Source organism: Streptomyces sp. NPDC048275, from assembly GCF_040652275.1.
In the GTDB taxonomy this organism is placed as follows: Bacteria; Actinomycetota; Actinomycetes; order Streptomycetales; family Streptomycetaceae; genus Streptomyces.
The window spans coordinates 51,439-65,978 of record NZ_JBEZLR010000050.1 but is presented as its reverse complement, the minus strand read 5'-3'; the positions used below and the strand labels follow the sequence as shown (position 1 = coordinate 65,978).

The 14,540-nt window shown below is 67.7% G+C and carries 14 protein-coding genes and 3 pseudogenes; 8 read left to right on the top strand and 9 right to left on the bottom strand.

The genetic code is table 11. From position 1 onward, the window contains the following. From AB0D57_RS26925 to AB0D57_RS26915, 3 genes are all read right to left on the bottom strand, one after another. Positions 1-279, bottom strand: a 279-nt coding sequence (locus AB0D57_RS26925) for a transposase (protein ID WP_362078064.1), incomplete at its 3' end; no start/stop codon positions are given. 245 nt (positions 280-524) lie between these two features. Further along, positions 525-1,121, bottom strand: coding sequence for a hypothetical protein (locus AB0D57_RS26920; protein WP_362078061.1), 597 nt, complete (start codon positions 1,119-1,121; stop codon positions 525-527). Between the two features lie 86 nt (positions 1,122-1,207). Then, a protein-coding gene (locus tag AB0D57_RS26915; protein ID WP_362078058.1) for an IS5 family transposase occupies positions 1,208-2,016 on the bottom strand; the annotation gives its coding sequence in 2 pieces (ribosomal slippage) (positions 1,208-1,666 and positions 1,669-2,016; 807 coding nt in all). A 41-nt stretch (positions 2,017-2,057) separates the two neighbouring features. Between AB0D57_RS26915 and AB0D57_RS26910 the strand changes: the two are divergent. Next, positions 2,058-2,504 (top strand): annotated as a pseudogene (locus AB0D57_RS26910) (DUF4291 domain-containing protein); the annotation flags it as partial. A gap of 245 nt (positions 2,505-2,749) precedes the next feature. Here the strand turns inward: AB0D57_RS26910 and AB0D57_RS26905 are convergent. After that, positions 2,750-3,163, bottom strand: a complete 414-nt coding sequence (locus tag AB0D57_RS26905) for a hypothetical protein (protein ID WP_362078077.1) — start codon at positions 3,161-3,163, stop codon at positions 2,750-2,752. A 122-nt stretch (positions 3,164-3,285) separates the two neighbouring features. Here AB0D57_RS26905 and AB0D57_RS26900 point away from each other — a divergent pair, with 122 nt between their 5' ends. Together AB0D57_RS26900 and AB0D57_RS26895 are read left to right on the top strand one after the other, a co-directional pair. Further along, complete coding sequence (locus AB0D57_RS26900) at positions 3,286-3,804, top strand: sigma-70 family RNA polymerase sigma factor (RefSeq protein ID WP_362078055.1); 519 nt, start codon at positions 3,286-3,288, stop codon at positions 3,802-3,804. Continuing rightward, complete coding sequence (locus AB0D57_RS26895; protein WP_362078052.1) at positions 3,801-4,406, top strand: hypothetical protein; 606 nt, start codon at positions 3,801-3,803, stop codon at positions 4,404-4,406. Before AB0D57_RS26900 ends, AB0D57_RS26895 begins: the two co-directional genes overlap by 4 nt. 105 nt (positions 4,407-4,511) lie before the next feature. Here the strand turns inward: AB0D57_RS26895 and AB0D57_RS26890 are convergent. Beyond that, a pseudogene (locus AB0D57_RS26890) lies at positions 4,512-4,660 on the bottom strand (IS3 family transposase); the annotation flags it as partial. Positions 4,661-5,676: 1,016 nt separating this feature from the next. Between AB0D57_RS26890 and AB0D57_RS26885 the strand changes: the two are divergent. Further along, positions 5,677-7,737, top strand: a complete 2,061-nt coding sequence (locus AB0D57_RS26885; protein WP_362078072.1) for a restriction endonuclease — start codon at positions 5,677-5,679, stop codon at positions 7,735-7,737. Between the two features lie 340 nt (positions 7,738-8,077). Continuing rightward, positions 8,078-8,671 carry a DUF4291 domain-containing protein gene (locus AB0D57_RS26880; protein ID WP_362078049.1) on the top strand — a complete coding sequence of 198 codons (594 nt, stop codon included), beginning with the start codon at positions 8,078-8,080 and terminating at the stop codon, positions 8,669-8,671. Positions 8,672-8,993: 322 nt separating this feature from the next. Here the strand turns inward: AB0D57_RS26880 and AB0D57_RS26875 are convergent, their stop codons facing one another. Both AB0D57_RS26875 and AB0D57_RS26870 read right to left on the bottom strand, forming a co-directional pair. Then, positions 8,994-9,452 carry a hypothetical protein gene (locus AB0D57_RS26875; protein ID WP_362078047.1) on the bottom strand — a complete coding sequence of 153 codons (459 nt, stop codon included), beginning with the start codon at positions 9,450-9,452 and terminating at the stop codon, positions 8,994-8,996. A gap of 184 nt (positions 9,453-9,636) precedes the next feature. Next, a pseudogene (locus AB0D57_RS26870) lies at positions 9,637-9,822 on the bottom strand (DUF4291 family protein); the annotation flags it as partial. Between the two features lie 101 nt (positions 9,823-9,923). On the opposite strand from AB0D57_RS26870, the gene AB0D57_RS26865 reads away from it, so the two are divergent. Together AB0D57_RS26865 and lnt are read left to right on the top strand one after the other, a co-directional pair. Next, a complete protein-coding gene (locus tag AB0D57_RS26865) occupies positions 9,924-10,409 on the top strand; it encodes a nuclear transport factor 2 family protein (RefSeq protein WP_362078044.1) in 486 nt (161 codons plus the stop codon). Between the two features lie 70 nt (positions 10,410-10,479). Beyond that, on the top strand, positions 10,480-12,054 hold the full coding sequence (lnt, locus tag AB0D57_RS26860) for an apolipoprotein N-acyltransferase (protein ID WP_362078041.1): 1,575 nt from the start codon (positions 10,480-10,482) through the stop codon (positions 12,052-12,054). Here lnt and AB0D57_RS26855 read toward each other — a convergent pair. Further along, positions 11,972-12,883, bottom strand: coding sequence for a Gfo/Idh/MocA family oxidoreductase (locus AB0D57_RS26855; protein WP_362078038.1), 912 nt, complete (start codon positions 12,881-12,883; stop codon positions 11,972-11,974). The genes lnt and AB0D57_RS26855 overlap by 83 nt on opposite strands. 397 nt (positions 12,884-13,280) lie before the next feature. On the opposite strand from AB0D57_RS26855, the gene AB0D57_RS26850 reads away from it, so the two are divergent. Continuing rightward, positions 13,281-13,742 carry a hypothetical protein gene (locus AB0D57_RS26850; protein ID WP_362078035.1) on the top strand — a complete coding sequence of 154 codons (462 nt, stop codon included), beginning with the start codon at positions 13,281-13,283 and terminating at the stop codon, positions 13,740-13,742. Between the two features lie 166 nt (positions 13,743-13,908). Here AB0D57_RS26850 and AB0D57_RS26845 read toward each other — a convergent pair whose 3' ends face one another. Beyond that, positions 13,909-14,469, bottom strand: coding sequence for a hypothetical protein (locus tag AB0D57_RS26845; protein WP_362078069.1), 561 nt, complete (start codon positions 14,467-14,469; stop codon positions 13,909-13,911). Positions 14,470-14,540: the final 71 nt, after the last annotated feature.

The following is a 14,540-nucleotide window of genomic DNA, read 5'->3' as shown; positions in this document are numbered from 1 at the left end:
GCCGTTGAGCTGGGCGAAGATGCCGTCGGTCTGCCACTTGGCGAAGTAGCCGTAGACCGTCTGGTGGGGCGGGAAGTCATGCGGGAGGTAGGCCCACTGGCAGCCGGTGCGGTCCACGTAGAGAATCGCGTTCATGATCTCGCGCAGGTCGTGCCGGGGCGGCCGGCCGAAGTCCAGGGCCCGGCCGCGGCGCTCGGAGCGCCAGGCGGACAGCACGGGCTCGATCAATTCCCAGCGGGCATCGGACAGATCACTCGGATACGCGCGACGGTCGGTCATGACCTGGGCATACCGCCGATCGGGGGCGTGCGCCCAGGCGTGTGTTCTGCCGCGTCGAAGCACGGGACAGCTCCGGGCGTCCTGGAATGAGACAGGCGTAGGGCGCCGTTTGTCCCAGACGCCCCACCATCCGCCTAGCCAGCCACGGCCCGCACTGCAGACTCGCCAGCACCAGATCACCAGTAGGCACAAAGCTGGAGATAACACCGCACTACAGATGAAAACGACCTCTAAGACGTCGTTTCTTATGGCTGCGGTGATGACTGGGCGGCTTCAGGGAAGCCCAGTTCATCCAGCAGCGCGTCGAACAGCTCCTCCACGAAGGTCTCCCGTGCACGCAGCAGTTCCTCGATCCGAGACTGCTGCGATGCAGTCTGGACACCAGCCGCTGAAGCCCACACGAGAGCGCCTTCGGCGTCGTCCTGCACCTCCGTATCGAGCTCTGCACGCTTATGCCTGATGGCCTCTTCGAACTCCGGGGTGGTTACCCACAAGCTCACGTCGTCCACGTCCTCGGGTTCCTCGACGAGGAGGGCCGCAGCGTTGTCCAGGTTGAGCCATGCCTGCCAGCGTCGGCCGTTGGTGTCCAGGCCGGTCACGAGGGCGACGCTGCTGTCGGAGACGTCGGCGACACAAGCTGGTGCTCCCGTCCTTTCGACCAAGGTGAACAGGTACTCGTCCTCCCAGACGCCTTGTTCCAATTGCAGGGTCTGCCAGCCGCCCGGTCGGGGCTGCCACTCATGCACGTCGTCCCTCAGCCCTGGATCGGTGCTGCCGAACAGGGGTGCTTCCAGCAGTGGGCGCTCGCTGCGTGCAAAGACCAGATGACCGGAAAAGCCCATCGAACCTCCTCGTCGAATACCAGCGCACCTTACGAGCTGCCACTGACACCACCGGTGTTGGCCGACTTTTGCTCTCGGCCGACTGCTCACCGGATCAGTCGGCGGTAGCCGATGAGGGCTGCGGCTATGCCGACGAAGGCGAGGAAGTGTTCGGCTTTGCGTTCGTAGCGGCGGTGGAGCCTGCGGCAGCCTGCCAGCCAGGACACGGTTCTTTCGACCACCCAGCGGTGCCGGCCCAGCCGCTGTGAGGACTCGATGCCCTTGCGGGCGATGCGGTGGCGGATGCCCCGCTTGCGGAGCCATCGGCGCAGGTGGTCGTAGTCGTAGCCCTTGTCCGCGTGCAGTTTCGCCGGTCTCCGGCGCCGGGGGCCGCAGCGGGAGCGGATGGGCGGGATGCCGCTCACGAGTGGCTCCAGGCCCTGGCTGTCGTGCATGTTCGCGCCGGAGATGCCCAGGGACAGTGGCAGTCCGTTCCGGTCGCAGATCAGGTGGATCTTCGATCCCAACTTGCCACGGTCGGTCGGATTCGGTCCGGTCAGTGGCCCCCTTTTGCGGCCCGCAGACTGACCGAGTCGATCGCGCACCGCGACCAGTCCAGCTCACCCCGTGCCCCGAGTTCATCGAGGATCACGCGGTAGAGCCTGGCCCAGACCCGGTCCCGGCTCCACTGGGCGAACCGGCGGTAGACCGTGGGCCAGGCCGGGCCGAACACCGGCGGCAGCTGCCGCCACGTGCAGCCCGACGTCGCCACGAAGATGATCGCAGCCAGGGCCTCACGGTCACCCGCCCGACGTCGACCACCGCCCTGCGGACGCGTGACCACCGTCGGCGGCACCACCCGTCTGAACAACACCCACAACTCGTCCGGCACAAGCCGCTCAACGAGATCAGCCATGCACAGCTCAACGACCGATCACGCCATAAGAAACGACGTCTAAGCCCAGTTTCATGTGGATGATGTACCGCTCCGGCTGGGGCACGAAGGAGGGGCAGGAGACCGTCCTCGCCGTCGAGATCACTCGCGACGGCTTTGACTGGGCGCTGCGCCATGCCTGCCTGTCGAGTTACGTTCGCGGACTGCATCCCGATCGCGGCACCTGGCAGCGTGACCTCAAGCGCGCACCGGCCCGTGTCCAGTGGGATCCCGAACGCGATCTGCACCTGCGTCCCCTGCCACACCGCTCTCTGCAACTGGGGCTCTCGGGTAAGGCATCGTCGCATTACGCGGATGAGTGGATCGTGTCCATCAACGACGTGACCCCGCTCGCCAACGAGATCCACGCACTCGTCAGGGACGGCGAACTGGACTCCGCTACCCGACTGCTTCCCCGGGAGCAGGAATACCCCGCCAGTGCAGAACTCCTAGCCCACCTGCATCCCTGACCGGCAATCCGGGCACAACTGGCGGCATCACTCATGGGGCACGTGGCGGCACAGATCTGTGAACGTTGCTTGATGATCCACGCAAGCCTCGTTCACAGACCTCTCGAAGAAGTCGAACGGCGCCGGAAGTTACTCGTCGGCCTGTGACTGCTGAAGAGCCGGCCTTCAGTGTCACGGCGGGTAGTAGGCGTCGCACTGTCCGCCTACGGTTGCGGGACCCGCCGCTCGCAGCGCGCACGCTGGTGTCACAGGCCTGCCAGGGCGAGGAGCCGGTGTATGTGTTGGGACGGCAGGTTGGGGTTGCCGGCTGCGGCGATCGCGACCCATTCCGATGGATCGGCCAATAGCTGCGTCAGCTCGCGGGTCGGAAGCCGAGGATGGGTCGCGATCGCGCGGCGCACCGTGTGATCGGGATCGGCGGCCAGGCGACGGACGAGTTCAACAGGCAGGACGTCCCGCGGGGCCAGCTGCCGCATCCTCGGGTCGGGATCGGTGGCCAAACGGCGAACCCTGCTGCCGGCGATCGGACCCAACCCAGGGCATGACAGGTCGGGGGATGCGTCGGGAGTGTGCTCGTCCGGATCGGGGTCGCGGTCCCGGGCAATCTTCTCCTCCGTGACCGCGTCGAAGAGGTCGTGACCATCGCGGGAAACGACCATCAGTGTCCGTACGCCCTCGCCTGAAAGGATCCGGCCGGTGCCGGACAGGACGGGTTGTGGAATCCATGACGGAAGAGGGGTCGCGCCAGAGGCAGCGGGCGCGCTTCGAAAGACTGGCGCACGTGGTGGTGGAACCGTTGCACCGGTATCTGCTGCGACGGACGAGCGCCGACATGGTCGATGACATCCTGGCGGAGGCGATGCTGGTGCTGTGGCGCCGTGTTGACGACATCCCCGGCCTGGAGTCGGCGCCAGGTTCCCTGCCCGACCCCGATGACGTGCTGCCGTGGTGCTACGGGGTGGCGCGGGGCTGCCTGGCGAATGCCCGCCGTGCCGACGGGCGCCGGCTCCGGCTGGTGGAGCGGTTGATCCGGACGCAGGAGAAGCAGCCGGCCGGGGTCGCCGACCACAGCGATCTGCACGCCGCGCTCGCCGCCCTCGGGGCGCTGGACCGTGAGGTGGTGCGGCTGTGGGCGTGGGAGGAGCTGGCACCCCGGCAGATCGCGGAGGCGACCGGGCTGACGCCCAACGCCGTGAGCATCCGGCTGCACCGGGCGAAAAAGAAACTCGCCGAACAGTTGAGGCGAAAGCATGACGAACCGTCCGGACACAAGAGAGATGAAGGAAGGAGCGGTCAGTGAATGACGACGAGTTGCTGGCCCGGCTGAAGTCCGCGGACCCGGCGCTGACCCCACACGCTCCGCTGCCCGACGTCGACCGACTTGTGGAGGACATCTTGACCACCGGCACCGCGCTCCAGACCAGCAATACGGCCCCCGCCAAGACCGCTGCGCGACGGAGCCGCCGTCAGCTCCTCGGACTTGCGGCGGCTGCCGGTCTGCTTCTGCTCGGCGGAGGCATCGCCGGAGGAGTCATGGCGAACAACGACAACGGGCACTCGGCCTCGGCCGGCCCACTGACACTCACCACCCACAGCGGCTTCGGCAGCCAGAAGTGTGTGACACCCAGTCCCGACACCCTGCGCGGGTTCCCGACCCTCTTCGTGGGAACGGTCACCTCCATCAAGGGCTCCACGGTCACCTTCCGCGTCGACTACTGGTTGAAGGGCGGCGACACGGAGACGGTCGTGCTCGACAGCGACGCGAGCCGGCCGGAGGTGCTGACGTTCTCGGAAGGTGAGCGCTACATCGTGGCCGCCGAGAACGGCGTCGTCCCGGTGTGCGGCGCAAACGGGGCCTCGGACGAGACCGTCGACGAGTTCCGCCAGGCATTCGGGAAGTAACGGAAACCAGCTGCACGGACGATCCGAGCCCGCCGACGGCCGCGGTGGGCTCGGGCCGGTTCGGGAAGTCGGCGCTTCTGTTGCTATGACCGTGTTCGCGCCGCGATGATCCTCAACGAACTGGAAACGGCTCACCAGTTGGTCTCGCCGGCGAAGTACTTCGCGGCCCTCCACAGGATCTCCCGCTCCGTCTCCAGCTCCCTGATCCGGGCCCTGAGCTGCTTGTTCTCCTCTTTCAGTCAGGCTTCAGTACTACTTCTGCGGCTGTGGCCGGTCCGGCGAGTCCACAGGGACAGATCACTGCTCGTCGCTACGGCAAGGGTCTGGCTGGAGGGCGAGAAACCGACGGCTCGGAGCTCGGAGTAGTGGGAGTGGAAGATGTGCGCCACCACCGCTCACTGTAGGGATCGGAGTGGGGCAGTCCACTGCCACGGGAGAGCAGAACCCGCTCATTGGGCCAGGCCGGGGCGACGACCTCCAGAGCCCAGCCGTCTGCGGTGGTGGTGTGCAGTCCTCCCCCGAAGAGCCCGGCGATGCGCACTCTGCTTTCGGCGACTGGTCCCAAGCCAGGGGCACGACAGATCGGCGTCTGCGTCGGGGGTGCTGTCCTCGGGCTCGGGGTTGCGGTCCCGGGCGATCTTCTCCCCCGTGACGGCGTCCAAGAGGCCGTGACCGTCGTGCGAGACGACCATCACCAAGTCGTCTCCGGTGTCGGGATGCGACGCGAAACCGATCCCGAGCAGTCCGCGACGGGGACGTAGGCGATGCGCTCCCAGGGCTCGGGCGCTGGTACTACGGGGACCGCAGGGAGCCTTTTCCGCATTGCCTACTGGTACGCGGAAAGCTCCGGCTCACAGTTTGGCTGCTCGACCAGAGCTTCCTTTTTCGTCCACTTCGTCACGCAGCCATGATCCATCCTTCGGCGGGTACACCCAAGGGAGTTGATACAGGCCAAGGGTCAGGTACATCTCCCTGGAGGCTGTGAACGCGGCTTGATGATCCATGTCAAGCCGCGTTCATGGTCCTTTCTGGTTCCGATGCGCACTGCGAGACCAGTGCCGGGATATGCGACCGTTTGGGTACTGCGGCCCGGCACGATCCTGGTTACCGTCCAGTCACGTTGACCTGCGGGGATGGACCGACCGCGCTTCCTTTGACGAGTGGATATACGAGACGGTGCTTGCTGGCTAGAGTCGTCTTGTTACAACTGGTTGTGGGGACAACCAAAGTGCCTTTCGGCTGCCAACGTCCTGGGGAGGGCCTGCAGCACATGAGTCGTCGCTCTACTGGTTTTGTCGGCGTCTGGGCTGAGATGCAACGGCAGCAGCAGCGCCAACTGGAAGCCGAAGCCAGACGGCGGAGACAGCAAGATCAGCAAGCGCGGGCCTACCAGCGGCGAGCTGCTCAGAGCCACCGCGACTACCGGCAGGCAGAGGCTCTACGGCGCACGGAGGAGCTGGACGCGCAGGTTGCGTCGTTGCAAGGTCTTCTTGCCTCGGGTTGCCAGGCTCCGGCCTTCAGGGCTGCCTCTCTCATGCGACCTGAGGAGGTCCAGCCCTTCGCTCCAGGACCCTTGGCACAGCCAGTGCCCATGCCGGATTTCAATCACTACCAAACGCAGAGCGGCTGGACTGCGAGTCGCCGGGCCCAGGCGCAGGCCGAAGCACGAGCGCGCTTCGAGCGGGACTGGCAGGTTACTCAAGCCGCGGAGGCTCACCGACAGCAACAGTTGGCGTCGTACCAGCGGGAGTACCAGCAGTGGGCCGATACTCAGCTGGCTGATGTACGGCGGCACAACGCCGGCGTCGTGGCGATAACCGAAGGCGTAAGGCGCCAGGATCCCGATTCCGTGATCGAGTACTTCTCTGCCGCTCTCTACGCCTCGACGGCATGGCCGGAAGGTTTCCCACGCCAGGTGGCAGCAGCCTACGACCCGGCAGCCCTGCAATTGGTGTTGGATTGGGAGTTGCCTGCCTACAGCATCGTGCCGGAGGTCAAGGCCGTTCGGTACATGTCCGGGCTCGACCAGGATAAGGAGACTCCCCGCCCAGCAGGCCAGCGCCGTTCTTTGTACAGGGAGGTTCTGGCTCAGTGCATGCTGCTTGTTTTGCACGAGCTGTTCGCCGCAGATGAGCTGGGTGCGCTTGAGTCAGTGACCTTGAACGGGTTCGTCGATGGGCATGACCCTACGACGGGCCGACCGGGCCAAATTTTCCTCGCAACCGTCATGGCCTCGCGCTCTTCGTTCCGTGGCTTGCACCTGGCGCAGGTGGACGCAGGTAGTTGCCTGGCTGACGCCCTGCGCGGGCAGCTCTCGGCTCGCCCAGACCAGCCCACACCGGTACGGCCGAGTAGGCGGCCGCAGGATGTCGGGAACCGCGTTGTCGCCCACGGCAGCGATGAGGAGCCGGACCTGTTCGCCATGGACCCGATCGCCTTCGAGAATCTCGTTGCCGATCTCTTCCGGGCCATGGGGATGCAGGCGGTGACCACCCAGCGCTCCAACGATGGTGGTGTGGACGTCGACGCACTGGATCCGGCACCGATCCGAGGCGGCAAGATCGTCGTGCAGGTGAAGCGCTACCGCAACACGGTGCCGCCCACCGCTGTGCGCGACCTGTACGGAACCGTGCAGGACGCCGGCGCCAACAAAGGTGTCCTCGTGACGACGTCAGGGTTCGGCCCTGGCTCGCACACTTTCGCCAACGGCAAGCCGCTGGAACTCATCTCCGGCCCCGAACTCGTAGATCTGCTGCATCGTCATGGGCTGCGTGGGCGGCTTGGTGACGGCGGTCGGCAAGTCTCAGCACAGCCGACGCCCTCCGTGCCGGACACTCGGCTGCCAGACGATTACAACGTCTTGGGCATGTCGTGGACCGGAAGCGTCGCCTTGGACGTGTGTGCTCTCGTCTGCCGTGGCAATCGGGTCCTCAGTGACGATCACTTCGTCTTCTTCAACAACCCGCAGACGCCGGACGGCTCAGTGCGTGCTCTCCCCGCCACCGCGCCTGACAAGGCCGCGATCTGTGTCTCCTTCGACGGATTGCCCGATGAGGCTGACCGGTTCGTACTCGTGGCGGCCATCGACCCAGAGGTCACCCCGGACGCCGACCTCTCCGGTTTCACGGACGCCAGCATCCGCCTGCTCGACCCGGGGCTAGCTGAGCAGGGACAGCTTGAAGTCTCCGACGGCCGACCGCGCGAAACCGCCTTGGTACTCGGCTCCTTCCGCCGAAGGTCGAACGGAGACTGGGACTTCGTCCTGGGCGGCAAGGGCTACACGGGTGGTCTGGATGAACTCGTACAGGATTTCGGCATCGAGGTGGAGTAGCTCCACCTGGGTCCAGAGCTGCTGCGCTGGATGAGGGCTGTGAACGCGGCTTGATGATCCATGTCAGGCCGTGTTCATAGAACTTTGCACGTGTCCTGGGCACCTGACCGGCCACACGCAGCTGATTACCCTGGTTGGAACGAACTGGGGGCGTCTTGCCCGACGGGGATTGCCTCGGCACCGTAGACCCCCAATAGCCACCCTTAGTGAATCAGGCGTCTGAAGAAGGCGGCCGTGAGACCGGCAACCCGCACGGTGCTGCGGCCGGAGTGCTCCGTCGCAGCGAGCAGCAGTCGAAAATCGGTGGCCATCTGGGCTGGCCGATCCCACGCTGTACGCCATGGAAGAACCGCACCGCGGGATCCGCGCGCTCCACACGGCATCCACGATCACCGTCTACCAGGCGTACGCCCCTGAGATCGGAGTGACCGCCGTCCGCGACGGCCGCTTTCCCTCCACGTGGCTGCGGGATCGCATGACGTGGATTAAACCCAGCTTCCTGTGGATGATGTACCGCTCCAACTGGGGCACCAGTGCTGGGCAGGAGACCGTTCTTGCCGTCGAGATCGCTCGCGTCGGCTTCGACTGGGCGTTGCGCCACGCCTGCCTGTCGAGCTACGTTCGCGGCCTGCATTCCGATCGCGGCACCTGGCAGCGTGAACTCAAGCGCGCACCGGCCCGTGTCCAGTGGGACCCCGAACGCGACCTGAACTTGCGTCCCCTGCCGTACCGCTCGCTGCAACTCGGACTCTCGGGCGAGGCATCGTCGCGCTACGCGGACGAGTGGACCGTGTCCATCAACGACGTGACTCCACTCGCCCAAGAAATCCGCACACTCGTCAATCGCGGCGATCTGGACTCCGCGACACGACTGCTTCCTCAGGAACAGCGATACCCCGCCGGTGACGAACTGCTCGCCCACCTGCGGCCTTGACCAGCAGTCCGAACGGGGAGGCCGGCAGCAAGGGGTCATTTGGCAGCACGGGCTCGCCGGGACGGAGGACAAGCCAGATGACCTCCTACCGCAGGGCCGCTGTCCGTCCCACCCGCGAGGCGAGCAACACGCTGGCAGCCGTTCACGGTCATGCCAGCAGCATGGATGAGGTCTGTGAACGCGGCTCGGTGACCCACGTCAAGCCTTGTTCGCAGACTGTTTGCTTCCGAGCGCAGGAGACGGACCCCATCAACAGCACGGCCGCAGCACTTGACCGCCGCGATGATCCGAGGAGTCACGTGGCTCAGTCCCGTCATCGTTTCTACTGGTCACGTCGTTGGCGCCTGCGCTCCCGAGCTCGCGCCCGTCGCTCATCGCGCAGTCGACGCTTGTGTTCCTGATGCCGTGCCTGGCGCGCCGCATCGGTGCTGCGCCGCGCCAGCCACGGAGTCACGGCAGCAGCCAGGACGAGGACCACGACGACGAACCAGTGGGCGGCAGACGCGCCCATGGTCAAGGTGGTCACCGCTCCCGCGACCGCTCCGGCCGAAAAGCCCAGAGCCGGGCGCCAATCCGTCCGGTAGAACCCCGCCTTGACCATCAACCCCAGAGGTAAAGGCGACATCATGATGGCAGCGAAGTACTTCCCACCCCCGTCCGGTACGCCGCACCCTCCCCTGGGATGAGCCTCGCACCCCAGCGTCACTGCCCCCGCCAAACCCCAGCCGGAGAGGAACACCATCCCCGCCGCCAGAGCGGCCCCCGCCCACTTGGCACGCATAAGCAGATCATAGGAGCGGACGGCGACTCCCGTGCTCCATTGATCCGAGGGACACGCCCTGGTACTACATCCTCTGGTTCGCTGGTCAGCCGGCACCACTCATCCCCGGCTCGGAGGGCTCACCCCCACATGTGCGCCCATCTGCCCTCCCACCGTCTTTCAGCTGCGGAAAGGTTTGTGAACGCGGCTTGATGACCCATGTCATCCGGTCCCCCTTCCAGGCGGACGAAAAACAGTTGTCGCGCGCCGCGGCAAGGCCGATCTCCGGGCGGTACGCCTGGTAGACGGTGACCGTGGTAGGCGTGTGGCGGGCCTGGATGCGGAACTTGGGCTCTGCTGGGAGGGATTGATCGTTCACGGCCGACAGGATCCGCCGTCGGAGCACGCCAGGGCCACCGAATATCGCTGCACGGCTCTCGATATCGCTGCACGCCCCTTGGCTGCGCACGCCCCGTGGCCAACACTGAGCCGATGACGCAGCGTGTGGAGCTCGCGACCGTGATGGACCGGTTCGCCGTGGACGGACTCGTCACCGAGTACGCGGTGGCGGTCGACGACGGCGACTGGGAGGCGTACCGGAGGCTGTTCGCGCCGGACGGACGCGCCGACTACCGCTCGGCCGGTGGCATCGAGGGGGACGCCGACCAGGTCGCGGGATGGCTGGCCCAGAGCATGCGGCTGTTCCCCATGCGCCAGCATCTGATCGTGAACCGGCGGGTGCGGTTCGGGGTACTGGACCAGGACACGGGCGACACGGCCCGGGTCCAGGCGGACTACATCAATCCGATGCGGTTGGCGGGACCCGACGGCGGATCCACCGCCCCCGACTTCGTGTGCGGCGGCCGGTACGCCTTCGCACTGGTGCGTACGGACCTGGGCTGGCGGCTGCGCGAGGTGGTCGTCCAGGAGAAGTGGCGCCGCACCCCCCGGACAGGCCAGGAACCGGCGGCCACCTGAGCGGACGCTCTTGTCGGAGATCGTCCCCGACGCGCACACTGGAGGCACGCACCGGGGAGGGAGGCGCTGTATGAAGATGCCCGATCGCCTGCTCGCCTCCCCCTGGCGGCGTGGAATCGTCGCCGTGCTGGCGGGCTCACTGCCGGTGTTCGCCTTCCCCGCCCCGTCGTGGGGGTGGTTCGCGTACGTCGCCCTCGTGCCCTGGATTCTGCTGGTCCGCTCGGCCCCGACGGAGAGGCGGGCCGCGTACGACGGCTGGCTCGGCGGACTGGGTTTCATGCTGGCCGTGCACCACTGGCTGCTGCCGAACCTGCATGTGTTCACGATCGTGATAGCGGCGCTGCTCGGTGTGCTGTGGGCGCCCTGGGGCTGGCTCGTACGACGGTTCCTCGCGGGCGTGCCATCGGCGGGGCGGGTCGGGGCCGCGCTCGTCGTGCTGCCCTCGGGGTGGCTGATGGTCGAACTCATCCGGTCCTGGCAGGGCTTGGGCGGGCCCTGGGGTCTGCTCGGGTCGAGCCAGTGGCAGCTGGAGCCCGCGCTGCGGCTCGCCTCGGTCGGCGGGGTGTGGCTGCTGAGCTTCCTGGTGGTGACGGTCAATGTCGCGGTCGCCGTGCTGGTCTCGGTGCGGCAGTCCCGTATACCCGCCCTCGCCGGACTGGTCGCCGCGGCCGCCACGACCTCGGCGGCCTGGATGTGGTCGCCCCGCCCGGACGTGGAGGGCCGCGTCCGGATCGCCGTCGTCCAGCCCGGTGTCATCGGCGGCACGGACAGCGGCGAGCAGCGCTTCACCCGCGAGGAGGCGCTCACCCGCACCCTCGCCGGACAGGACGTCGACCTGATCGTCTGGGGCGAGAGCAGCGTCGGTTTCGACCTGGCCGACCGCCCCGACCTGTCGGACCGGATCGCCGCGCTGTCCCGCCTGACCGGCGCCGACATCCTGGTGAACGTCGACGCACGCCGCTCCGACCAGCCCGGCATCTACAAGAGTTCCGTCCTGGTGGGACCACAGGGCCCGACCGGCGACCGCTATGACAAGATGCGGCTCGTCCCCTTCGGTGAGTACATACCCGCGCGTTCCCTTCTCGGCTGGGCGACCTCGGTGGGCGAGGCGGCGGGCGAGGACCGCAGGCGCGGCACCGAGCAGGTGGTGATGGATGCCGGGCACGGGTTGCGGGTAGGCCCGATGGTCTGCTTCGAGTCGGCGTTTCCCGACATGAGCCGCCATCTCGCCCAGGACGGCGCCAAGGTGCTGATCGCGCAGTCCTCGACGTCCACCTTCCAGCACAGCTGGGCGCCGCAGCAGCACGCCTCGCTCGCCGCACTGCGGGCCGCCGAGACCGGCCGCCCGATGGTGCACGCGACACTGACCGGCGTCTCCGCCGTCTACGGCCCCGGTGGCGAGCGCGTCGGCTCCTGGCTCGGCACCGATGAGAGCGGGTCGGCGGTGTACGACGTACCGCTGGCCGGCGGTGTCACGCCGTACGTCCGGTTCGGCGACTGGCCGGTGCACGCGGCGCTGCTGGTGCTGGCGGCCTTGTGCGCGACGGAGGGCGTCCGGGCGTTCAGGCTGCGGCGGACTGCTCCTGAACCGCTCGTACCACCTGCTCGCACAGCTCGTGAGTCGCCAGCGCGTCACGGGCACTGAGCACCTTGCCCGCGCGTACGGCGTCGAGGAAGGCGACCACGCCTTGCTCGATGCCGCGCTGCCGGGCCACCGGCACCCAGTCCCCGCGCCGCCGCACGGTGGGCTGCCCCTTGTGGTCGATCACCTCGGCGAGGTTGAGCACCTGACGCTTGGTGTCCTGCCCCGACACTTCGAGGATCTCCTCCGCCGAACCGCTGAGCCTGTTCATCACACCCAGCGCGGTGAAGCCGTCTCCGGCGAGCTGGAGCACGACGTGGTGCAGCAGCCCGTTCTCTGCGCGGGCCCGCACGGTCACGTCGTCGATCTGCCCCGGCACCAGGAACCGCAGCGTGTCCACGACGTGGATGAAGTCGTCGAGGATCATCGTGCGCGTCTCCTCGGGCAGCCCTATGCGGTTCTTCTGCATCAGGATCAGCTCGCGCGGGTGGTCGGCGCACTGTGCGTACCCGGGCGCGTAACGCCGGTTGAAGCCGACGGTGAGACCCACGTTCCGTTCCTCCGCGAGCCGCACCATGCGCTCCGAGTCGGCCAGCTCGTAGGCGAGTGGCTTGTCGACGAACGTCGGTACGCCCGCCTCCAGGAGCCGCGTGACGATCTCGGGGTGCGCGACGGTGGCCGCGTGCACGAACGCCGCGTCGAGGTCCTGCGCCAGCAGCTCCGAGAGGTCGGCGTGTCGCTGTGTCACCGGCAGGTGGAGGCCGTCGCCGACCCGTGCGAGCGTCGCGGGTGTCCGCGTCTGCAGATGCAGCTCGACCCCCGGCTGGACGGCGAGGACCGGCAGATACGCCTTCTGCGCGATGTCGCCGAGTCCGATGCAGCCGACCTTCACAGGGGTCTCCTCAAGGGGTGTGCGTGGGGTTTTTGACCTCGCCGGAAGCATACGACCGCGGCAGCGGCCGCCAGTCTGCGATGCCGTCGAAACTTCGCGGGAAACGGCGCGGGTGCGACCTTGGCCGACGCGGCGATCACGCGGTCGCGGTCATACGGAGATCGCGATCGTATGAGGCTTGCGGTCGTCCGAAGATCGCAGTCGTACGAGGCTCGCAGTCGTCCGAAGATCGCGATCGCACGAGGCTTGCAGTCCGCCGTGCAGGCGGCGACGCCGGGCAGCTCCGGGTCACCCTGCGGGCGGCGGCGCCCACCGGAGGAGCGGAAGGATCACCCGTGCGGGGCATCCTGCGCCTGCCCGCTCCCCAAAGTCGGCCGCAGGCGCCAGAGTTGCGCGGGTGCATCGAACGACAACGACCGCAACGCTCCTGGTCACCGTGGCGGCCACCGCCCTCACCGGCTGTGTGACCGTCCAGCGACCGCCCGCTTCCAGCCGACCGCCCGCACCGGCCCTCCCGTCGGCACCGCGTCCGGACGGCAACGCCGAGCCACAGGTCGTGCAGGCGCCGGCGCGGGAGGCACTGGCACTGATCGAGCCGTCCCGCAAGCCGTCGCCAAGCACTTCGAAGCCGAGCCATGCGGCTCCCCCGGCCCCCGCCGCTCCGCAGGCGCCTCCGCAAAGACGCCCACACACCACTCCACAGCCCCAGCCGGACCGGCCCGCACCCCGCACCGTCACCCCGCCCGCCACGCCGGAGCTGCCGAAGACTCCTGACCTGTGTGCCCTCGGCAGGAAGTACGGGGGCTGGAAGGCGGACAGCCCCGAGTCGGTCATCTGCAAGGAAACGTACGGCCATTGACGGGTCCGGTATGCGGAACTCCTCACAGCAGGCGGTCCGAGACCCTCGGCGGCGGTGCGGCGAGCGGCGGCCCGACCACCCTGCTGCGACACCTGCGACACCGACCCGCCGGACCTCGGCACCGCGCACCCCGGGCCTGGCCTGGCGCGGTGCCCTCCCCAGGACCCTAGGGTCGCTGTCTCGGCGGCCCCAGCGTCTCGCCTCCCCCGCCGAAGGAGCCGGGGCCCTCGAAGGGACCGAGGTCATCCCCTGATGCCCCGCCGAGTCTCAGCTCCAGACGGCCGATGGCCGCCCGCACACCGTCTCCGTAACGGTCGTCCCCGAGGGCGCCGACCGCGCCGCGGGCCCGGCGCAGCTGGCTGCGGGCGGCATCGGAGCGACCGAGTTTCACATAGTCGGCCGCCAGGTTCAGATGCAGCGACGGGTAGAACGCGCGCACCGCGAGCGACTGGTCGTGCTCGACCACCCTCCCGTCGGTGAGTTCCTCGGCCGCCGACAGGGCCCGCAGGTCCCAGGCCAGCTCATCCGAAGGATCGTCCTGAGTGTCCGCCATGTAGTGCGCCAGCGTGCAGCGGTGCAGTGGGTCGCCGTCCTCGCCGATCTCCGCCCACAGGTCCAGGAAGCGCCCCCGAGCCTCCTCACGGTCGCCACCGTGGTGCAGCATGACGACCTGGCCGATCCGGGTCATCATGGCATCCGGCGCCGCCTTCTCCTGTTGCTCCGCCACCGCGTCCTCCAGGCTCGTCACTGTCCCTTCCGACGCTAGCCGCAGGCACTGACATTCACGCTCAGGCGCCC

Bases quoted from the DNA above. Each gene is read 5' to 3' on its own strand.
- AB0D57_RS26920 (WP_362078061.1), bottom strand. From the start codon at position 1,121: ATGGGCTTTTCCGGTCATCTGGTCTTTGCACGCAGCGAGCGCCCACTG.
- AB0D57_RS26905 (WP_362078077.1), bottom strand. From the start codon at position 3,163: ATGGTCGTTTCCCGCGATGGTCACGACCTCTTCGACGCGGTCACGGAG.
- AB0D57_RS26885 (WP_362078072.1), top strand. From the start codon at position 5,677: ATGAGTCGTCGCTCTACTGGTTTTGTCGGCGTCTGGGCTGAGATGCAA.
- AB0D57_RS26880 (WP_362078049.1), top strand. From the start codon at position 8,078: ATGGAAGAACCGCACCGCGGGATCCGCGCGCTCCACACGGCATCCACG.
- AB0D57_RS26875 (WP_362078047.1), bottom strand. From the start codon at position 9,452: ATGCGTGCCAAGTGGGCGGGGGCCGCTCTGGCGGCGGGGATGGTGTTC.
- AB0D57_RS26865 (WP_362078044.1), top strand. From the start codon at position 9,924: ATGACGCAGCGTGTGGAGCTCGCGACCGTGATGGACCGGTTCGCCGTG.
- lnt (WP_362078041.1), top strand. From the start codon at position 10,480: ATGAAGATGCCCGATCGCCTGCTCGCCTCCCCCTGGCGGCGTGGAATC.